The sequence below is a fragment of the Neorhizobium alkalisoli genome (genome assembly GCF_002968635.1).
GTDB classification, from domain to species: Bacteria; Pseudomonadota; Alphaproteobacteria; order Rhizobiales; family Rhizobiaceae; genus Neorhizobium; species Neorhizobium alkalisoli.
Window position 1 is genome coordinate 245943 of sequence record NZ_PVBN01000007.1, and the last position, 19102, is coordinate 265044.

Sequence of the window (19102 nt, forward strand, 5' to 3'; positions counted from 1 at the left end):
CGAACTCAACGAGGGGAGAAAAGCGCAGCTCTAATCTTCATCGCCCGTTCGAATGCACGGTGCTGAAGTTTTTGGCTTCGCTTTTTTGTCGGATCAGACCGTTCACGGAGAACACGATGACAGCCATGTCCGCAGACCGCACTATGATCAAGATAGCGATGTCGGCTCCCTATCTTGCGCGAGACGAAGAGCGAGATCTGGCGGTGCGGTGGAAGGACGATCAAGACCAGAACGCCCGCAACCGTATTGCGCTTGCTCATATGCGGCTTGTGATCGCAATGGCTTCCAAGTTCCGCGGCTTTGGATTGCCGATGAGCGACCTTGTACAAGAAGGTTATGTAGGGCTGCTCGAGGCTGCGGCAAGGTTTGAACCGGAACGTGATGTACGTTTTTCCACCTATGCAAGCTGGTGGATCCGCGCCTCCATGCAGGATTATATCCTGCGCAATTGGTCCATCGTGCGCGGCGGCACCAGTTCGGCTCAAAAGGCCCTGTTCTTCAATCTCCGCCGGTTGCGCGCGAAACTTGCCCGTGGGGATTCCAATCTGACCGCGCGCGCGATCCACGAAGAGATTGCCGTAGCCCTCGGCGTCAGTGTCGCCGATGTGCAGACCATGGATGCCCGTCTTTCCGGCAATGACGCTTCGCTGCAGGCTCCGTCCATCGCCGGCGACGCCGACAGCGGCGAACGACTGGATATGCTTGCAAGCGCCGAACCGCTGCCTGATGAACAGGTCTCGGGAATGATAGACGGTGAACGACGCCTGAAATGGCTTCAGGGTGCGCTCACCAAGCTCAATGATCGCGAAAAGAAGATCATCCGTGCGCGCCGGCTCACAGATGAAGGCGCGACGCTGGAAGCGCTGGGTGCCGAACTCGGCATTTCCAAGGAGCGTGTCCGTCAGATCGAGAGCCGCGCAATCGAGAAACTCAAGATGGCGCTCGTCTCGGCCAACCCGCAAATGGCTGCGGTCTGCTGACGCCCTGCGGGCTATTCCGAGATAATCTTCAGCTTCTGGCCGGGCGACAAGGTGGCGCCGGCCGATAGTGCATTGATCAGCTTGAAAAGATCAAGTTTCCGGTCGGTTCCCATCATCCTGGCGGCCAGGGAAGCCACCGTGTCGCCTTGAGCGGCGGTCACGATCCGAACCCGCAACGGTTTTAATGTCGCGATCTCTTCCGGCGTCATCCGTCGGAACGTGGTACGCAGGAGATCGGCCGTGGTCTGCAGCGAAGCGCTGCCCTTCGGCACGGCGGTGAGAAACCGGAATATCTGTTCACCGACACGGATGACCGTCACGTCGAAGTCCCAGCGATCGGCGGACGCTCGAGCGGTTACCGCGGGCAGTCCATTGACCTGGATTTCCCGCACCGTTTCGGGCTGCAGCCCCGCGACCCAGCCGCTCGTCAGGTAATTGGTCAGGTTGTTGTTGTCGCCTGCGGCCACTCCGTCGAACCGGATTGCCGTTTCACCCGGTCCGGTCGCCAGCACCGCTTCCACCTTATTGTCGATACGGAAGTCGGGTGGCACGTCGAAGCGGATGCCAAGCCCACCATGCAGGAAGGTCTGGCCCCGAACATAGCCTTCCTGAGGGCTGTCACCATAGAGCAGGCCGTCGATGCCGGCCAGATAATAGTCGCGGCCCTTGTCGCCGACGGTGCCCTCCTGCCCAAAGTTGCGCGCATGGCGGCGTGCAAGATCGACGCGCTGGATGGAGTTGGGATGGCTCGATAGAAAGTCCAGGCTCTGATCGCTGTCAGGATCGACGGATGAATACCTGGCATAGGCCGCCATGGAATCCAGGAAGCGCGCTGCCGCATAGGGATCGTAACCTGCCTCGCCGAGCATTCGCACACCGATCACGTCGGCCTGCAGCTCCTGTTGGCGGGAGAAAGCCGCAAGCCTGAGCTTGCCGCGGGCAAGGGCCTGTTTCCCGGCAAGATCGCTCGAAAGCACCTCGGCGACGACGCGGCTGGCAATCACTTCCGCCTCTTCACGCCGTTGCCGCTCGATGCCGTGGTTGGCAGTCACATGCCCCATTTCGTGCGAGAGGACCGCTGCGACTTCCGAAGCGTCGTTGGCAAGGGCGAGAAGTCCGCGGGTCACATAGAGATAGCCGCCGGGCAAGGCGAAAGCGTTGATCGCCGGCGAATTGAGGATGGTGATGCGGAAGGATTGGTTGGGATTTTCCGAAACGGCCGTCAGGGCGCCGGCGATCCGGGCGACCAGTCGTTCGGTCTTGGCATCGCGGTATTCTCCGCCATAGCTCGCGACGATGCGTGGATGTTCCCGCGCACCCATTTGCGCCCGGGGATCGTTCTTCTGGACCTCATCGACGATTTGCGGGGAGTCGGAAGGAGAGACATTCGGAGTATAGGCCTGCTCGAAGATCGATTGGCAGCCGGCCAACAGGATGCCGCTGAGCAGCAGGGCGCCAGCCGTTCGAAAGCCCAGCATAAAGCGAGCTCCTGGCAAGACCATTGAACCAGCCGTATCGCGCCTCATCGTCCTCGTTTCACGCACCGTCATTTCCAAGGTCTGCCATCCGGCGTCAGGATGGCTCTCTCGAACCAAAGCCAGTTTGTTCTCCATGTTCGCTTAGCGATTTTCGCGCCGCATGCACAGATATTATTGAGATATGTCTTATCGGCGCGTTTGCAAAGAAAATCCCCACAGTCAGTTCGCGATGCCATTGCGCCACGTCCAAATTGTGGCGGCAGATGTAACGGAGCTTCAGCCGCAGTTTCCGCGCGTGATCGGTAATGTGGAGTCGGCGGCATTCCTCCACGAGATCCGCGAGCCATCAATTTGAAAGGAATTCGACGAGCGCCGGGATGTCGCGGCGGTCGAGGAACTCCGCGGTCGGTGCCTTGAATGCGATTTGTCCGTGTTCAATGAATAGGGCGTGGTCGGCCAGCCGACTCAGCTCCTTTGGGTCGTGGGTGACGATCAGCACGGTATTGCCCGTCTCCCGATGCAGGTCGAGCAGCAGGCTTGCCATGGAAATGCGTAATCCCGGATCGAGTGCGGCAAATGGTTCGTCCATCAGCAGCACCGGCTTGTTGCGCACCAGGGCGCGCGCGAAGGCGGCTCTCTGCCTTTCACCTCCGGAAAGCGTTCCTGGCATGCGCTTTTCGTATCCGCCTAACCCCACCCGTTCCAACGCTTGCGCAATTGCCGTCCGGTGATCGGACGAAAGGGTCAGTGAAGGGCTGATGCCGAGACCGATATTGGTGAAGAGGTCCAGATGGGTGAAAAGATTGTGGTCCTGAAAAACCAGAGAGACCGGCCGTTCGGATGGGTGCTTTTCCGCGACGTCCTTCCCGGCGACGATGACGCGGCCCCTGTCGGGAGCTTCGAACCCCGCGACGATATTGAGAAACGTGGATTTGCCTGAACCCGAAGGCCCGGTAACTGCCGTCACTGCGCCGGAGGGAAGCGTGCAGTCGAAGCGGAAATCCCTGCCACCGAGCCTCAATTCGACGTTCTGCAGCCTGATGCCGTCAGCCATTGTCCGCCCCTTTCCGGCCGGTCGTTCCCAGGATGGTCAGCAGCAGACAGATGAGGCACAGCATAAGTGCCAGGCCGTCGGCGTCATTGGTCCGGTAGCTGGATAGCCGGCTATAAACGAGCCAGGGCAGGGTGACCAGATCGTTGGAGCCGAACAGAGCCACGGCCCCGAGATCGCCGAGTGACAGCGCCATGGCGAATGAAAGGGCCGTCAGCAGGGGTTTTGCAAGCACAGGAAGGTCGATGTGCCAGAGCCGGGACAGGCCTGAGAGGCCGAGGCTTGCGGAAAGCCTGGCCGTCCGCCGGCGATGGGTCTCTACCGCCGGCTCCAGCACGCGCATCACAAAAGGTAGCGCCATCAGCATGTTGATGATCGCGACCAGCACCGCAGCAAAATGGGCGACATCTCCTAGCGGCCGCAGCACCAGGAACCAACCGGTCCCGAGTACGATCGGCGGCACCAGCAAAACAAGCGAGGACATGCCCGCAAGCATTGCCGCGAAGCTTCGAGCGGTTATGCCGGGCTTTTTCATGTCGGCCACCGCCTCCCGCCCTGCAATCACGGCGAGCGAGGTCATGACCGTCAGCAGACCGGCACTTATGGCGATTGAGAAACTCGTCCAGGCGGCGGCGAGAAAGGCAGTGCTCGTGACGAGGCTCCATAGGTTGGCTTTCAGACCGGCGGCAAGGATCGAAGCCAGCGGCATGATCACGAATGCCGTGGCAGCGAGGACGGCAAATAAATCCCACAACCGTGCGGACAGGGTGCGGCCGTCGAAGCGGCGGCTTGCGCGACCCGAGGTTGCCCCGTGATCATCCGGCGCCGGCAACAATGCCATGGCGAACAGAATGATACCTGTTATGCCGATTTGCAGCAGCGCCAGGGCGACCGCCCTTGGCGGGTCGAAATCGAAACGCAACGATTGGTAGATCGCCACCTCAAGCGTCGTCGCTGCCGGTCCGCCGCCCAATACCAGCACCAGCGTAAAGCTCGTGGCACAGAGCATGAAGACGAGCGCGCTGATGGCCGGGATAATGTTTCTGACCGCGGGCCATTCGACAAACCGGAAAACAGAGAGCGGTTTCATGCCAAGGCTGGCGGATAGAAGCCAGTATTCCGCCGGCTGGCGCTCCAGGCCCGCGAGCAATAGCCGCGTGGCGAGCGGCAGGTTGAAGAAGACGTGCGCAAGCAGAATTCCGGAAAGACCGTAAATACTGACCGGTTGGTCGAGACCGAGTGTCAACAGCAGGCCATTGATCAGTCCCTGTCGCCCCCATATGCCGATCAACCCCAGCGCGCCGATCAACACCGGTACTCCCATGGGCAGCGCCATGAGCCGGACAATCCAGATTCGGCCCGGAAAGTCGGGCCGGCGGGCAAGTGCGAGGGCCACGGGAAGCGCGAGCCCTACGGAGAGCAATGTCGACAGCACCGCCTGCCAAAGCGTGAAGCACAGGATGCGCCAGGTGTAGGCGGTGAAGAGCCGGGATTGGGTGCCGGCGGCATCCCAGGAAAGCAGCGCAATAACGGCGATGCCGACAAAGAGGGCGATACAGGCGAGGCTTGTCAGACCCCAGGCGATGCCTCTTCTTCGCTCGGCCCGTGTCAGCAACATGATTTTCTTAGTTCATGCTCATGGCATTCAGCCATTCGTCTATCCAGGCCTGGCGGTTCTTGGCGACCTCATCCGATCCCATGAGGAAAGTCTTCTGCGGCTGGACCAGCTTGTCGAAGGCATCCGGCAGCGGGCTGGACGTCTCAGCGGCGGGCATCATCCAGTTGGTGGTGGGAATGACATCCTGAAAGGCCGGCGAGACCATGAATTTCAGGAATTCCCTCGCCAGTTGCTTGTCAGATGCACCTTTCAGGATGCCAGCCACCTCGATCTGGATGTAGTGACCTTCGGAAAAGGATGCTGCTTGATAGCGCTCGGTCTTTTCCTCGACCATGTGATAGGCCGGCGAGGTGGTGTAGGAAAACACCATCGGCACTTCGCCTTTGGTGAACAAGCCGTAGGCCTCGGACCAGCCGGGCGCTACCGTCAGAATGCGGTTCTTGAGCTTTGCCCAGGCTTCCGGCGCCTTGTCGCCATAAACAGACTTGACCCAGAGGAGCAGACCGAGACCAGGCGTCGAGGTACGCGGGTCTTCGATCGCAATCTTCTGAGAAGGGTCTCCTTCGACAAGTTCCTTCAGGCTTTTCGGCGGGTTCTTCATCACCGCGGTGTCGTAGACGACGGCGAAATGACCATAGTCATAGGGGACGAACGTATCATCGCTATAACTGCCGGGCACCTTGATCGCCGCAAGATGGAGTCCGTGTGCCTCGAAAAGGCCGGTAGCCTTCGCTTCGGAAACCAGATTGGTGTCGAGGCCGAGTGCGAGATCCGCGTCGGTATCCTGGCCCTCCAGTTTGAGGCGAGTGAGCAGCGCCACGCCATCCGCCACTCCGACGAAATTCACGTTGCAGGCACAGGTCTTCTCGAACGCTTCCTTGACCTTCGGGCCAGGCCCCCACTCGGAAATGAAGCTCTCGTAAGTGTATACGGTCAGCGTTTTCTGCTGGGCATGCGCGACGGTGGAAAGGGAAAGCGCCGCTGCGGCCGCAAACATCGACACAATGGTATTGCGCATCCGCGCCTCCTCTTCAAAATTTTGGGAATAGGCGCTGATAACAAGCCGTCTAATCCCTCCGCCGGTGCTAGCCGGATCAGGTTCCGCGGGTTGGCGATGCCTCTCAGCCACCCGAAATCGCGTGGCACCCCGTTAGAGCGGAGAAAGATTTAACGGCAGGAAGTTCCGCTGGCAAGAGGCCGATTCAGGCCCGCCCTTGCCGGAAAACCTTGAGTTCACGCGGTATCTTTGCGGAACGGCCAAGGCGATTTGCGACAGCGTAGTCGATCGACTGCTCGACCACATGGGGCAGCACCGGTTTCGTCAGGACGCCCAGAGGCCCCTTCACGCCGTCAACGTCTTCCGGATTCCCGGTCATGTAAATGACGGTGACCCCGTAACGTTCGGCAAGCATACGACCGATATCCGGTCCGGTCCTTCCGTCGGCGAGATTGACGTCGACGATTGCGATATCGGCTTCCGGCGCCAATTCAAGGGCATTCCGGCGGCCATGCGCGAACCCGGCTACCTCCAGCCCCATATGTTCAACCGTCTCGGCAATGTCGAGCGCGATCAGGAATTCGTCTTCGACAATCAGTACGCGTTGACTTGGCGCCTCGCGGGCCAGCCGACCACTCTCAACATTTGTCAGCATTAATGTCCCCAATTCGGTTCTCACTATGCCGACGCGTGAGGTGCGTATCGGCGCTGTCTGCCTGTCGAACGCCGAACGAGGCAGATTGTTCCGGGCCGATACATGTGTTTTTTGCCTAACTATTTGTTAAGGATAACAAATTCTTAGCTATCCTTCGAGTTCCTCCCGCAACATTTCGAGCTCCAGCCACTCCTCTTCCATCTTGGCCAAGCCATTGCGAAGCTTCTCCATTTCGGCGGCGAGCTTGTTGAAGGCGGCCGGATTCCGGGTGAAAAGAGTAGGATCGGCCATCGTCTCCTCCCGCGCGGCGATTTCCGCTTCTGTTTTCGCCATCTCCTTCGGCAAGTTTTCGAGGGCAAATTTCTGCTTGTAGGAAAGCTTGCCTTTGCCCTTTGGCGCTTCGGCGGCAGAAGCGTTCAACTCGGCCTTCGGCTTTTCAGCCTTTTCGGCCCTGCGCCGTTCCTCCAGGGCGCCTTTGCGCTGCGCCAGCATGTCGGTGTAACCGCCGGCATACTCGATCCATCGCCCGTCCGGCGCGTCGGGACTCGCCGGCGCAATGGTCGAGGTCACGGTACGGTCCAGGAAATCGCGGTCGTGGCTGACGAGGATGACAGTGCCGTTATAGCTTGCCACGATCTCTTGGAGCAGGTCGAGCGTCTCGATGTCGAGATCATTGGTCGGCTCGTCGAGGATCAGCAGGTTCGACGGCTTCGCCATGATACGGGCGAGCATCAGGCGGGCGCGCTCTCCACCGGAAAGGTTCTTGATCGGTGTCCTGATTTGCTCCGGCTGAAACAGGAAATCCTTCATATAGCCGGCGACGTGACGCTGTTCTCCATTGACGAGCAGCGTCTCTCCGCGGCCATCTGTCAGATAGTGAGACAGCGTCTCTTCAGGATTCAGGTCCTCGCGTTTCTGGTCGACCGTCGCAATCTCCAGATTGGTGCCGAGCTTTATGGTTCCGCTGTCGGGTGCGAGTTGGCCGGTCAGCATTTTCAGAAGCGTGGTTTTCCCGGCGCCGTTCGGGCCGACCAGGCCTATTCGGTCACCCCGATGCACACGGATTGAAAACGGCGTCACGATAGGCCGATCGTAGGTCTTGGCGATGTTCTCGGCCTCGACCACCAGTTTGCCGGACTCCCGGCCTTCGGTGATTTGTGCCTGCACCGTGCCTTGCGGGCCTTTATGGCCGCGATAGTTCGAGCGCATGGTCTGCAACTCGCCGAGCCGGCGCATATTGCGTTTGCGGCGCGCGGTTACGCCGTAGCGCAGCCAGTGCTCCTCGCGTTCGATGGCTTTGCCGAGCTTGTGCTGTTCCAGTTCTTCCGCCTCCAGCACTTCGTCGCGCCAGACCTCGAAATGAGCGAATCCCCTGTCGAGCCGCCGTGACGTGCCGCGATCGAGCCAAACGGTAGCGGTCGATACCTTCTCCAGAAACCGCCTGTCGTGGGAGATGAGGACCAGGGCGCTTCTTGTCTTGCGTAATTCGTCTTCAAGCCATTCGATCGTCGGCAGGTCGAGATGGTTGGTCGGCTCATCCAGCAGCAGGATATCCGGTTCCGGCGCCATGACGCGCGCAAGCGCCGCGCGCCGGGATTCTCCCCCCGAAAGGTTTTTCGGATCCTCCTGGCCTGTCAATCCGAGGTGCTCAAGCAGATAGGTGACGCGGTAAGGGTCATCGCCGGGACCGAGGCCGGCTTCTGCATAAGCTTGCACCGTCTTGAAATCCGCGAAGTCAGGTGCCTGTTCGAGATAGCGGATGGTTATGGCGGGGTGACGGAAGACTTCGCCGGACTGGGCCTCGACCATTCCGGCAGCTATCTTCATCAGCGTTGATTTACCCGATCCATTCCGGCCAACGAGGCAGATCCGATCGCCGGGCTCCACCTGCAATCCGGCGCCGGCAAGCAGCGGCGCGCCGCCGAAGCTCAGGAAGATGTCATCGAGTTTCAAAATTGGGGGCGCCAACAGTCAGGCTCCTGTCATGTCATAGGGGCGGCTGAGGATCATTGCCCTGCCGCTTCTTAGATGGAATTCGACGCGCCCTTCCGCAACATTCGAAACTGTGCGGGACGAGCCGAACGGAAGTGTGAAATTCGCCAACGGATACCGGGCGCCGATGATATCGAGCCCGTCCAGGGCGGAAAAACCGATGACGGAGAACAAAGATCCTTTTGGGAGATCGAGGCCGATCTTGCTCGGCAAAAGCGGAACGGCTTCCTCCTCGCCGGAGGTCAGCACGATATCGAAGCCGCGTTCGGCCAGGCTCATCGCATGGAAGAGGTGCTGGAGTGCATGGTCGCTCCGCTCGCCCCCGAGCGCGCCGACAAAAATCAATCGCGTGGCTCCACGGTCGATTGCTTCGGCTGTCGCGATTTCGCCATCGGTCTCGTTTTTTGCCGGCGGATAAGGCTTCCGTTTGATGCCCGGCCACTGCTTTGCGAGTTCGGCATCCGTGGAGTCGAAGTCGCCGACCCACAATTCGGGCTCCACGCCGAGCGTCGCCGCGTGCCGCATGCCGCTATCTGCCGCGATGAAACGGCTGTCTGCGAGCGCCGTTTTCAAGCGGTCGGTGACGGTGAGGTTTCCGCCGAGCAGGATGGCAAAGTTTGAATGAGTCATGCCACTGCCCATAGCGTAAACCGGGCACGAAGGGAAAGCGGCCAAAAGCCTATCGCGCCGATTTCGAGCGCCTTGCGCCGGATCTCGCGGTCGGACCGTCCGTTGCCGCGAAGTGAGGTAGATTTTGCTACCATTGACGTGGGGCTTAGCAAGGATTATTTGAAAGCTCGTAATTCCGTGGTGATTTGGCCGGCCGGCTTGCAGCCACGTTAAAAAAGTCGCTAAAGGGCCGCGAGAAGATGTCTTCCCACGGGCCGGTTGCGATTTTTTCGCCGCCGGCTTTGTTTTTGTTGGGTTGAGCCATGCCGATCAAGATTCCCGATACGCTGCCCGCGTTCAGTACCCTCGTCGAGGAGGGCGTGCGGGTGATGAGTGAAACCGCGGCGGTGCGGCAGGACATCCGTCCGCTGCAGATCGGGCTTCTGAACCTCATGCCGAACAAGATCAAGACCGAGCTCCAGATGGCGCGCCTTGTCGGTGCTACACCTCTGCAGGTCGAATTTTCGCTGGTGCGCGTCGGCAATCACAGGGCCAAGAATACCTCCGAGGACCATCTGCTTGCCTTCTACGAGACCTGGGAAGAGGTAAAGCACCGCAAGTTCGACGGCTTCGTCATCACCGGCGCGCCGATCGAGACGCTACCTTTTGAAGAGGTCACCTACTGGGACGAAATGGAGAAGATCCTCGACTGGACGGAGACCAACGTCCATTCGACCATGAATGTCTGCTGGGGAGCGATGGCGGCGATCTACCATTTCCATCGCGTGCCGAAATACGAGCTGAAGGAGAAAGCGTTCGGGGTCTACCGCCATCGCAATCTCTGCCCCTCATCCGTCTATCTCAACGGGTTTTCCGACGATTTCCAGGTTCCGGTATCGCGCTGGACGGAGGTGCGGCGGGAAGACATCGAAAAGGTGCCGGACCTCGAAATTCTGATGGAATCCGAGGAGATGGGCATCTGCCTCGTGCATGAGAAGGCTGGCAAACGGCTCTACATGTTCAATCACGTCGAATATGATTCCACTTCGCTTGCGGACGAATATTTCCGCGATGTGAACGCAGGCGTCCCGATCAGGCTGCCGCATAACTATTTTCCGCATAACGACGACACGCTGACGCCGTTGAACCGCTGGCGGAGCCATGCACATCTCCTGTTCGGCAACTGGATCAACGAGATCTACCAGACGACGCCCTACGACATGGAGAAGATCGGAACCGAGTAGGCTGGATCTGATGATCCCGGCGTATAATTTTTGTTCACCACGACATTGCGGCGCCAAGACAAATCGCGCAGTTTGCACGCCGACAATTCGGAGGAGCAGGCCGTGGTGGATCAGGTGAAGCAGGGTTTCGAGGTTTTCGGGCAGACGGAGAAGGGCGAAACGGTCTATCGCGTCAAAATTTCCGGCGGTGGGCTGACGGCGCATGTCATCACCTGGGGTGCCGTCATCCAGGATCTGAGGTTCGAGGGACATCAACCGCCGCTGGTCTTGGGTTTCGAGCGGTTCGAAGACTACCTCGCACATTCTCCCTATTTCGGTGCAACCCCCGGCCGGTGTTCCAATCGCATAGGCGGCGGGCGTTTCTCTTTGGACGGCAAGCAATATCAGCTCGAACTGAACGAGCGAGGCGCCACGCACCTGCATGGCGGCACGGACGGCATCGGCCGCAGCAATTGGACGATCGTCGACTGCACGCCGGACAAGGTGGTGCTGCGTATAACCGATCCGGACGGCCGTGCCGGCTATCCGGGAAACTGCACCATCACCGCCACCTATCACCTCAAGGCCGAAGGCGTGCTGTCGGTCATCTACGAATCCACGGCCGACCAGCCGACGCTCGCCAACATCTGCCAGCATTCCTATTTCAACCTTGATGGCCGTGACGACGCGCTCGACCACGACATCATGATCGCGGCCGACCATGTCCTCGCTCTCGATGACAGGCAGGTACCCACTGGCGAGGTTCTGCCCGTTGCCGGCACGCCTTTCGACCTGCGGGAAATGGGTCCGATGAAGCGCTTCGATGGCGGCGATCAGATCCTTTTCGATCACAATTTCTGCCTGTCGCCGGAACGCACCGCCAAACGGCCCGTCGCACTGGTTCGCAGCGTCTATTCCGGCCTTGCCATGGAAGTGCGTACGACCGAACCGGGTGTGCAGTTCTATGCGGCCTTCAAGCTTCAGAAGCTTCCGGCGACCGGCCTAGACGGGCGGCAGTACGGCCCCTTCGCAGGCTTCTGCCTCGAAACCCAGGTCTGGCCGGATGCGATCAACCATGCCGGATTTCCCCATGCGGTCCTGCGTCCGGGCGAGGTGCTGCGGCAGGAGACCGATTACGTTTTTTCGAAGCATTAAAACGGGAAAGGCGTCACGGCGTGCGGCTTGACCTGGTCGGCCGCATGCAAACTGTCCACGGCCAAGGCCGCGTCATGCTTACAATTTCTTAGGAAGAAACTGGAGCGGGCGAAGGGATTCGAACCCTCGACCCCAACCTTGGCAAGGTTGTGCTCTACCCCTGAGCTACACCCGCTCATCAATCCGTCGGTCCGGGGTAGTTCGCTGGACCGTGGGTCGCGGCTCGTTGCCGGCGACGGGCGCTATATGGCCCAGACTTTTTTCAAATGCAACAGGGAAATGACGATTGGGGTGAAGAAAAATTTCGGATCTGGCGAACTGTCGTAATCGGGGTCGCTGCCTCGGCTTGGCCGGGCGCGACATTGGGGTTATAGTCCGCGGCCCACCAACAGAGCCAATTCTCGACAAAATGACCGAAACAGCGCCGAAGACCGCCGCGGAATTCTTCCGTTTCCTGGATAGCCTCGACATTTCCCATTCGACCAAGACCCACCCGCCGGTCTTCACGGTTGCCGAATCCGAGAGCCTGCGGGACGCGATTCCGGGCGGTCACACGAAGAACCTCTTCGTCAAGGACAAGAAGGACCAGTATTTTGTCCTGACCGTCGAGGAGCGTGCGACTGTCGATCTGAAGACAGTTCACAAGGTCATCGGCGCTACCAGCCGGGTTTCCTTCGGGAGACCGGAAAAGCTGATGGAATACCTCGGCGTCGTCCCCGGAGCAGTCACCGTATTCGGAGCCTTCAACGATGCGGGGGGAAATGTTACCTTCGTGCTTGATGAGGAACTGATGAAGCACGATGTCATCAATGGTCATCCGCTGTCCAACGACGCCACGACGTCGATTGGCCGCGACGACCTCGTCCGTTTTCTCGAAGCGACCGGCCATACGCCGCTTGTCTTGAAAGTGACGGACTGACATACGATCTTTGCGAGCGACGAGCCAATAGACAAAGCTTCCCGGGAGAGCGTTCATGAGCGGCAGAGACAACCCCTATGGTGCCAACGCCTATGGCGGCCAGATGACGGCTTCGGCAAACTATGGTGCGGCGCCTGCCGCGGAGCCGGCGACCGGCTCCGCCATCAAGGACACCACCACCGCCGGCTTCAGCAAGGACGTCATCGAAGAATCGCGGCGGCAGCCGGTCCTCGTCGACTTCTGGGCGCCCTGGTGCGGCCCCTGCAAGCAGCTCACTCCGGTGATCGAAAAGGTCGTCAATGAAGCTGAGGGCCGGGTGAAGCTGGTCAAGATGAATATCGATGATCATCCGTCGATCCCGGGTCAACTCGGCATCCAGTCGATTCCCGCCGTCATCGCCTTTGTCGACGGCCGTCCGGTAGACGGTTTCATGGGAGCGGTGCCGGAAAGCCAGGTGCGCCAGTTCATCGATCGGATTGCCGGACCTGCCGGCGCGGACCAAGCGGCGGAAATCGAGTCGGTGCTTGGCGAAGCTGAGACATTGCTCGCCGAGGGAAATATCCAGGACGCCGCGCAACTGTACGGTGCCGTGCTCCAGGCCGATCCGGAAAATGCCAAAGCAGCCGGCGGGATGATGCAATGCCTGATCGCCATGGGCGAGACGGCGCGCGCCAGCCAGATGCTCGCCTCCCTTCCGGAAGACCTCGCCAAGGATGCCGCCATCCAGGCTGTTGCCAAGAAGCTCGAGCAGATCGAGGAAGCCCGCAAGCTCGGTGATCCCCTCGCGCTTGAGCAGGATCTGGCGCTGCATCCGGACGACCACGAGGCACGCATGAAGCTCGCCAAGATCATGAACGTTCAGGGGCAGCGCGACGAAGCTGCCGAGCATCTGTTGATGATCATGCGCCAAGACCGCAGTTTCGACGACGATGGAGCGCGCCGCCAGCTTCTGCAATTCTTCGACGTCTGGGGTCCGAAGGATCCGGCCACGATCGCCGCCCGCCGCAAGCTTTCTTCGATTCTATTTTCATAGCGGACGCTGCTGCGGCTGGTTTGGTCTTGCGTTCCAGGGCGACCGCCCCACATAACTTCCGGCGGCAGATGATGATGGCTGCGAGAGTGGTCTGGGAGGTGTCGGACCCATGCATGTGGGAAATGCGAGATATCTGAAACGGGAGGATTTGCCGGAAGCAATTCCCGTCTTTCCGCTGACAGGTGCGTTACTTCTGCCGGGCGGCCAATTGCCGCTCAATATCTTCGAACCTCGTTATCTTGCCATGTTCGATGCGGCGCTCGCGTCGGACCGGCTGATAGGTATCGTCCAGCCTTCGCTGATGGAGAGTGGCGAGCCGGCGGAAGGTCCGCGGCCCGCGCTGTCGAATGTCGGCTGCATCGGCCGCATCACCTCCTTCGCGGAAACAGGCGATGGCCGCTACATCGCCTCTATCAGCGGCGCTTGCCGTTTCCGGTTGCTGGAGGAGATGGGGCAAGGGCATCCCTATCGCATCTTCAGGATCGCACCGTTCATGACCGACCTTTCGGTGGAGGACGATGAGAGCTCGGTCGATCGAGCCGAGCTCCTGCGGGTCTTTCGTGCCTATCTCGATGCCAACAAGCTGGAAGCGGATTGGGAAAGCATCGAACGCGCCGGCAATCGCACGCTCGTCAATTCGCTGTCGATGATGTCGCCCTTTGGTCCTGCCGAAAAGCAGGCCCTGCTTGAAGCTCCTGACCTGAAGACGCGCGCTGAAACGCTGATCGCGATTACGGAAATCTTCCTGGCGCGAGGTTTCAGTGATTCCGACACCATCCTTCAGTAGGAAAGAGCATGGACGAGAAACTCAGCAAGGTGGATCCCAAACTCCTCGATCTGCTCGTATGCCCGCTGAGCAAGGGACGGCTTTCTTTCAATCGCGAGAGCAACGAATTGATCTCGGAACGGGTGCGGTTAGCCTACCCGATCCGCGACGGTATCCCGATCATGCTGGTTTCCGAGGCTCGCAAGATCGAGGACTGACAGCTGACTTTTCGAGCGGCCTTCTTGAGGCAATCACTCAGATAGCTTCGCCGGCAAGCAGTTTCGGCCCACCGTCGCCTGTCTTTCCCGCGGCCTGGTCAATGAAGAAGTTTTTCAGTTGCGGCATCCGGTCGACAATTCCGAGCCCGAAGTCGCGGGCGATGCGGATGGGGGTGATATCGTTCGAAAACAGCCGGTTCAGCACATCGGTCGTCACGCCCATACGGAATGTATCGAACCGCCGCCAGGATTGGTAACGCTCCAATACGTTCAGCGCGCCTATATCGAGGCCAAGGCGATCCGCTTCCACCACCGTTTCCGCCAAGGCGGCGACGTCCTTAAAGCCCAGGTTCAGTCCTTGGCCGGAAATCGGATGAATGCCGTGCGCGGCGTCTCCGGCAAGGGCAAGGCGGGGCGCCACGAAGGCGCGCGCAAGCGTCAGGCCGAGCGGAAACGCTTTGCGGCCGCCGACGACCTGCAGCTCGCCGAGCTTGTGGCCGAAGCGCCGCTGCAGCTCCTCCTCGAAGACAAGATCGTCCGATGCGACCAGGCGCTCGGCTTCCCCCGATCTTTCCGTCCAGACAAGCGAAGACCGGTTGTTGGTCAACGGGAGGATCGCGAAGGGGCCGGAGGGAAGGAAATGCTCTTCCGCCAGGCCTTCATGCGGCCGCTCGTGAGCCACGGTGGTGACGATGCCGGATTGGCCATAGTCCCAGGTGACGGTTCTGATGCCGGCCATGTCGCGCAGCTTCGAACGAACGCCGTCGCATGCGACAAGCAGTTTTGTTTCGACAGTGGATCCGTCCGATAGAGAGACGGTGCAACGCGTGCTTTCAGTCTTGAAGGCGGTGGCGGACAGCCCGTGGCGAATCACGATCCCGAGGCGCTCGGCGGCTCCGCGCAGCGCGCGGACCATGGCGACATTCGGCACCATATGGGCAAAGGGGCGGCCTTCCTCCACCTCGCCGTCGAAGGTTAGAAAAACCGGACGCACCGGATCGGAGGTGCGGCTGTCGGTGACGATCATTCGGTTGATCGGCTGAGCGTCTGGTGCGATCTCGCTCCACAGGCCGAAGACTTCGAGCATGCGGGTCGCAGCGGCAATGATGGCGGATGCCCGCTCGTCCTTTTCCCAGACACCGGCTGGCGCGGCCTCGATCACCTCGACATTGAGATGCGGTGCCGCCTGTTTGACGGCGACCGCGGCGGCGAGACCCACATAACCGCCTCCTACAACCAGCATGTCCAGCATCTATCTAAGCTCCCGTGAGACTTGAGAATATCACGCCCTGCATATAGACCATCCGGCAGCAGCTTCCTATTGCCGGAGACCGTCATAATGTCGCCCCAGATCGAGCCACCGTCCGCCATGGAGCAGCTGATCGAGACGCTCGACGTCGAAAAGCTGGAGGAAAACCTCTATCGCGGCGTCAGCCCGGATGCCGGCTGGCAGCGGGTATTTGGCGGTCAGGTGATTGCCCAGGCGCTGATGGCGGCGCAGCGGACCGTCGATTTGGACCGGTTTGTGCATTCTCTCCACGCCTATTTCATGCGTCCAGGCGATCCTTCCGTTCCGATCCTTTATCAGGTGGAGCGCATACGCGACGGATCAAGCTTCACCACCCGCCGCGTGGTGGCCGTACAGCACGGCAAGGCGATCTTTTCCATGTCGGCCTCCTTCCAGATCGAAGAGGGCGGCTACGAACACCAGATGAGCATGCCATCGGTCACCCAACCCGAGGACCTGATCGGCGAGAAGGAGTTCAAGGCGCTCTTCCTCGATCACGCTCCGGAATCGGTCCGGCGCTATTGGACGCGGGAACGGCCGATCGAAATACGCCCCACCTCCCTCGTTCATTATCTCACCAAGGACAAGCTTGAGCCCCGCCAGGACATCTGGGTGCGCACTCTCGGCAGCGTGCCGGCGGATCGGCATTATCAGGCCGCGGTGCTTGCCTATCTCTCCGATATGACGCTGCTCGATGCCTCGCTTTATCCGCACGGTATCTCGATTTTTGATCCGTCGCTGCAGGCGGCCAGCCTCGATCACGCCATGTGGTTTCATGGACCCACCACCTTCGACGACTGGCTGCTCTACACGCAGGACAGCCCCAGCGCTTCCGGTGCCCGAGGGATGACCCGTGGCAGCATCTATACGCGCTCCGGGGTGCTGATCGCGTCGGTAGCCCAGGAAGGATTGATTCGGAAAAAGGCAAATGAACAATAGTTGTGCAATTTTTCAAAAATGCACACAATTTAGGCGCCTCTGCGCCGCCCAAATGCACGTTTCTTAGAAATTTTTCCTGAATCCTTTATATTTCAATGACTTATACTTCAATTTGAATCTGGCACGCCCCTTGAATGTAACTCGCCAGTCGCTGTCGTGATCTGCCGGCGATAAGGAGAGTCGGCCCGAATGCCGAATGCAAACAAAGGATGGGAAGCCAGATGAAAATCGTGATGGCCATTATCAAGCCGTTCAAGCTGGATGAGGTGCGCGAAGCCCTCACGGCTGTCGGTATCCAGGGCCTGACCGTCACCGAAGTCAAAGGTTACGGGCGTCAGAAGGGACATACCGAGATCTACCGCGGTACCGAATACGCAGTAAGTTTTCTGCCGAAGTTGAAGATTGAAATCGCCGTCCCCTCCGACCTCGTCGAAAAGGCCGTGGATGCGATCGCGTCGGCCGCCAAGACCGGCCAAATCGGCGATGGCAAGATCTTCGTCTATTCGATCGAGCAGGCCGTGCGCATCCGTACCGGCGAAACCAACACAGAAGCGCTCTAAGCACGGCTGACAGGGGAGTTTTTAAGCTATGCAATTCAACAAGGTTTCTATTTTCGGACGCTTGGGTGCCGCCGCCGCGGCGTCTTTTGCGCCCGCCATTGCCTTCGCGCAGGATACTGCCGCACCGGCTGCAGCGGCTGCCGCTCCGGCCATGACGGTCGACAAAGGCGATACGACCTGGATGCTGATCTCGTCCATTCTCGTGCTGCTGATGGTCGTGCCGGGCCTTGCGCTGTTTTACGGCGGTCTCGTCCGTACCAAGAACATGCTGTCGGTGCTGATGCAGGTCATGATGATCGCCGCGGTCGCGATCGTTCTGTGGGTCACCTACGGATATTCGCTGGCCTTCACCGATGGCGGTTCGCTGAACAGCTTCGTTGGCGGCTTCTCGAAGATGTTCCTCGCCGGTGTCAATACCACGACCCTTTCGGAAAGCTTCACCAAGGGCGCGGCCATCCCCGAACTCGTCTTCGTCTGCTTCCAGATGACATTCGCGGCAATCACGCCGGCCCTGATCGTCGGCGCCTTCGCCGAGCGCATCAAGTTTTCGGCCGTCATCCTCTTTACCATCCTGTGGCTGACCTTCGTTTACTTCCCGATGGCCCACATGGTTTGGTTCTGGGGCGGCCCGAGCGCCTATAGCGGCCCGACCGGCCTCATCTTCGGCTTCGGCGCAATCGACTTCGCCGGTGGTACGGTCGTTCACATCAATGCCGGTATCGCCGGCCTCGTTGGTGCGATCATGGTCGGCAAGCGGACCGGCTTCGGCAAGGACATGATGGCTCCCCACTCCATGACGCTGACCATGGTCGGTGCATCGCTCCTGTGGGTTGGCTGGTTCGGCTTCAACGCCGGTTCGAACCTCGAAGCAAACGCCTACGCTGCTCTTGCAATGATCAACACCTTCGTTGCAACCGCCGCCGCCATCGTTTCCTGGGCGATCGTCGAAACCTTCGCTCGCGGCAAGGCATCCATGCTGGGTGCCGCATCGGGTGCGGTTGCCGGTCTCGTCGTCGTCACTCCGGCCGCCGGCTTCGTCGGCCCGATGGGCGCCGTCATCATGGGTCTCATCGTTTCGCCGGTCTGCTATTTCTTCGTGTCGACCGTGAAGAACAAGTTCGGCTATGACGACACCGCGGACGTCTTCGGCGTACACGGCATCGGCGGCATCATCGGCGCGATCCTCACGGGCGTGTTCGTCAACCCCGCTCTCGGTGGCGCAGGCATCGTCGACTACTCGACGGCCGACTTTGCCGCTGGCTATGCAGGCACGGCAACGCAGGTCTGGGCGCAGCTCAAGGGTGTCATCGTGACGCTGCTGTGGTCGGGCATCGGTTCGGCGATCCTCTACAAGATCGTCGATCTTGTCGTCGGTCTGCGGGTCAGCGTCGAAGCCGAGCGCGAAGGCCTCGATCTCTCGACCCACGGCGAAGCCGCCTATCACTCCTAATACGCGTTTGGCGGCGGCAGGAGCCGCCGCCTTCCGATCCCGTCGCAGCCTTCCGTTCGGAAGCTGCATTTCGCCCGGACTTCGGTCCGGGCTTTTTTTATTCGTGTTTTCAGCGCCAGCGCTCTCGATCGTGGTTAAAGCCGCATTAACTATCCTCAGGCTACTCTGCGC

The 19102-nt window shown here is 60.0% G+C and carries 18 protein-coding genes, 1 tRNA gene and 2 riboswitches; of the genes, 10 read left to right on the forward strand and 9 right to left on the reverse strand.

Annotated elements, in window-relative coordinates; all coding sequences use genetic code 11:
• Positions 1-116 precede the first annotated feature (116 nt).
• Positions 117-980, forward strand: coding sequence for an RNA polymerase factor sigma-32 (locus tag C5L13_RS17210; protein ID WP_105384511.1), 864 nt, complete (start codon positions 117-119; stop codon positions 978-980).
• Between the two features lie 11 nt (positions 981-991).
• Here the strand turns inward: C5L13_RS17210 and C5L13_RS17215 are convergent, their stop codons facing one another.
• From C5L13_RS17215 to C5L13_RS17245, 7 genes are all read right to left on the reverse strand, one after another.
• Positions 992-2458 carry a M48 family metalloprotease gene (locus C5L13_RS17215; protein ID WP_245571316.1) on the reverse strand — a complete coding sequence of 489 codons (1467 nt, stop codon included), beginning with the start codon at positions 2456-2458 and terminating at the stop codon, positions 992-994.
• Between the two features lie 346 nt (positions 2459-2804).
• Positions 2805-3512: a thiamine ABC transporter ATP-binding protein gene (locus tag C5L13_RS17220; protein ID WP_105384512.1), complete on the reverse strand. Its 708-nt coding sequence runs from the start codon at positions 3510-3512 to the stop codon at positions 2805-2807.
• Positions 3505-5127 carry a thiamine/thiamine pyrophosphate ABC transporter permease ThiP gene (gene thiP, locus C5L13_RS17225; RefSeq protein ID WP_105384513.1) on the reverse strand — a complete coding sequence of 541 codons (1623 nt, stop codon included), beginning with the start codon at positions 5125-5127 and terminating at the stop codon, positions 3505-3507. The genes C5L13_RS17220 and thiP overlap by 8 nt, the downstream gene beginning before the upstream one ends.
• A gap of 7 nt (positions 5128-5134) precedes the next feature.
• Entirely contained in the window at positions 5135-6124 is a 990-nt protein-coding gene (gene thiB, locus C5L13_RS17230; protein ID WP_245571325.1) for a thiamine ABC transporter substrate binding subunit, read from the reverse strand.
• A 57-nt stretch (positions 6125-6181) separates the two neighbouring features.
• Positions 6182-6287: riboswitch (TPP riboswitch) on the reverse strand.
• 42 nt (positions 6288-6329) lie between these two features.
• Entirely contained in the window at positions 6330-6779 is a 450-nt protein-coding gene (locus C5L13_RS17235; protein WP_105384514.1) for a response regulator, read from the reverse strand.
• Between the two features lie 147 nt (positions 6780-6926).
• On the reverse strand, positions 6927-8747 hold the full coding sequence (locus tag C5L13_RS17240) for an ABC-F family ATP-binding cassette domain-containing protein (protein WP_105384515.1): 1821 nt from the start codon (positions 8745-8747) through the stop codon (positions 6927-6929).
• Positions 8748-8750: 3 nt separating this feature from the next.
• Complete coding sequence (locus C5L13_RS17245; protein ID WP_105384516.1) at positions 8751-9401, reverse strand: thiamine diphosphokinase; 651 nt, start codon at positions 9399-9401, stop codon at positions 8751-8753.
• A gap of 167 nt (positions 9402-9568) precedes the next feature.
• Positions 9569-9646, forward strand: a riboswitch (SAM riboswitch).
• 57 nt (positions 9647-9703) lie between these two features.
• On the opposite strand from C5L13_RS17245, the gene metA reads away from it, so the two are divergent.
• Positions 9704-10624, forward strand: a complete 921-nt coding sequence (gene metA, locus C5L13_RS17250) for a homoserine O-acetyltransferase MetA (protein WP_105384517.1) — start codon at positions 9704-9706, stop codon at positions 10622-10624.
• A 105-nt stretch (positions 10625-10729) separates the two neighbouring features.
• Entirely contained in the window at positions 10730-11758 is a 1029-nt protein-coding gene (locus tag C5L13_RS17255) for an aldose epimerase family protein (RefSeq protein WP_407070440.1), read from the forward strand.
• A 100-nt stretch (positions 11759-11858) separates the two neighbouring features.
• Here C5L13_RS17255 and C5L13_RS17260 read toward each other — a convergent pair.
• A tRNA-Gly gene (locus C5L13_RS17260) sits at positions 11859-11933 on the reverse strand.
• A gap of 234 nt (positions 11934-12167) precedes the next feature.
• On the opposite strand from C5L13_RS17260, the gene C5L13_RS17265 reads away from it, so the two are divergent.
• The 4 genes from C5L13_RS17265 to C5L13_RS17280 all read left to right on the forward strand — a co-directional run bounded on the left by C5L13_RS17265 (position 12168) and on the right by C5L13_RS17280 (position 14694).
• Positions 12168-12677, forward strand: coding sequence for a prolyl-tRNA synthetase associated domain-containing protein (locus C5L13_RS17265; RefSeq protein ID WP_105384518.1), 510 nt, complete (start codon positions 12168-12170; stop codon positions 12675-12677).
• A 55-nt stretch (positions 12678-12732) separates the two neighbouring features.
• Positions 12733-13710: a thioredoxin gene (trxA, locus tag C5L13_RS17270; RefSeq protein ID WP_105384519.1), complete on the forward strand. Its 978-nt coding sequence runs from the start codon at positions 12733-12735 to the stop codon at positions 13708-13710.
• A 109-nt stretch (positions 13711-13819) separates the two neighbouring features.
• Positions 13820-14497 carry an LON peptidase substrate-binding domain-containing protein gene (locus C5L13_RS17275; RefSeq protein ID WP_105384520.1) on the forward strand — a complete coding sequence of 226 codons (678 nt, stop codon included), beginning with the start codon at positions 13820-13822 and terminating at the stop codon, positions 14495-14497.
• Between the two features lie 8 nt (positions 14498-14505).
• The gene (locus C5L13_RS17280; RefSeq protein ID WP_105384521.1) at positions 14506-14694 is read left to right on the forward strand and encodes a Trm112 family protein; all 189 of its coding nucleotides are present in this window, start codon (positions 14506-14508) and stop codon (positions 14692-14694) included.
• A 37-nt stretch (positions 14695-14731) separates the two neighbouring features.
• On the opposite strand, the gene C5L13_RS17285 is transcribed toward C5L13_RS17280, so the two are convergent.
• Positions 14732-15946, reverse strand: coding sequence for a ubiquinone biosynthesis hydroxylase (locus tag C5L13_RS17285; protein WP_105384522.1), 1215 nt, complete (start codon positions 15944-15946; stop codon positions 14732-14734).
• A gap of 87 nt (positions 15947-16033) precedes the next feature.
• Between C5L13_RS17285 and tesB the strand changes: the two genes are divergently transcribed.
• The 3 genes from tesB to C5L13_RS17300 all read left to right on the forward strand — a co-directional run bounded on the left by tesB (position 16034) and on the right by C5L13_RS17300 (position 18931).
• The gene (gene tesB / locus C5L13_RS17290) at positions 16034-16921 is read left to right on the forward strand and encodes an acyl-CoA thioesterase II (protein WP_105384523.1); all 888 of its coding nucleotides are present in this window, start codon (positions 16034-16036) and stop codon (positions 16919-16921) included.
• A 209-nt stretch (positions 16922-17130) separates the two neighbouring features.
• Complete coding sequence (locus tag C5L13_RS17295; protein ID WP_105374478.1) at positions 17131-17481, forward strand: P-II family nitrogen regulator; 351 nt, start codon at positions 17131-17133, stop codon at positions 17479-17481.
• A 28-nt stretch (positions 17482-17509) separates the two neighbouring features.
• Positions 17510-18931 carry an ammonium transporter gene (locus tag C5L13_RS17300; RefSeq protein WP_105384524.1) on the forward strand — a complete coding sequence of 474 codons (1422 nt, stop codon included), beginning with the start codon at positions 17510-17512 and terminating at the stop codon, positions 18929-18931.
• The last annotated feature ends 171 nt before the right edge of the window (positions 18932-19102 follow it).

What these genes read in the sequence shown, in the direction of transcription:
- C5L13_RS17210 (WP_105384511.1), top strand. Translation starts at nt 117, where the DNA reads ATGACAGCCATGTCCGCAGACCGCACTATGATCAAGATAGCGATGTCG.
- C5L13_RS17215 (WP_245571316.1), bottom strand. Translation starts at nt 2,458, where the DNA reads ATGCTGGGCTTTCGAACGGCTGGCGCCCTGCTGCTCAGCGGCATCCTG.
- C5L13_RS17220 (WP_105384512.1), bottom strand. Translation starts at nt 3,512, where the DNA reads ATGGCTGACGGCATCAGGCTGCAGAACGTCGAATTGAGGCTCGGTGGC.
- thiP (WP_105384513.1), bottom strand. Translation starts at nt 5,127, where the DNA reads ATGTTGCTGACACGGGCCGAGCGAAGAAGAGGCATCGCCTGGGGTCTG.
- thiB (WP_245571325.1), bottom strand. Translation starts at nt 6,124, where the DNA reads ATGTTTGCGGCCGCAGCGGCGCTTTCCCTTTCCACCGTCGCGCATGCC.
- C5L13_RS17235 (WP_105384514.1), bottom strand. Translation starts at nt 6,779, where the DNA reads ATGCTGACAAATGTTGAGAGTGGTCGGCTGGCCCGCGAGGCGCCAAGT.
- C5L13_RS17245 (WP_105384516.1), bottom strand. Translation starts at nt 9,401, where the DNA reads ATGACTCATTCAAACTTTGCCATCCTGCTCGGCGGAAACCTCACCGTC.
- metA (WP_105384517.1), top strand. Translation starts at nt 9,704, where the DNA reads ATGCCGATCAAGATTCCCGATACGCTGCCCGCGTTCAGTACCCTCGTC.
- C5L13_RS17265 (WP_105384518.1), top strand. Translation starts at nt 12,168, where the DNA reads ATGACCGAAACAGCGCCGAAGACCGCCGCGGAATTCTTCCGTTTCCTG.
- trxA (WP_105384519.1), top strand. Translation starts at nt 12,733, where the DNA reads ATGAGCGGCAGAGACAACCCCTATGGTGCCAACGCCTATGGCGGCCAG.
- C5L13_RS17275 (WP_105384520.1), top strand. Translation starts at nt 13,820, where the DNA reads ATGCATGTGGGAAATGCGAGATATCTGAAACGGGAGGATTTGCCGGAA.
- C5L13_RS17280 (WP_105384521.1), top strand. Translation starts at nt 14,506, where the DNA reads ATGGACGAGAAACTCAGCAAGGTGGATCCCAAACTCCTCGATCTGCTC.
- C5L13_RS17285 (WP_105384522.1), bottom strand. Translation starts at nt 15,946, where the DNA reads ATGCTGGACATGCTGGTTGTAGGAGGCGGTTATGTGGGTCTCGCCGCC.
- tesB (WP_105384523.1), top strand. Translation starts at nt 16,034, where the DNA reads ATGTCGCCCCAGATCGAGCCACCGTCCGCCATGGAGCAGCTGATCGAG.
- C5L13_RS17295 (WP_105374478.1), top strand. Translation starts at nt 17,131, where the DNA reads ATGGGAAGCCAGATGAAAATCGTGATGGCCATTATCAAGCCGTTCAAG.
- C5L13_RS17300 (WP_105384524.1), top strand. Translation starts at nt 17,510, where the DNA reads ATGCAATTCAACAAGGTTTCTATTTTCGGACGCTTGGGTGCCGCCGCC.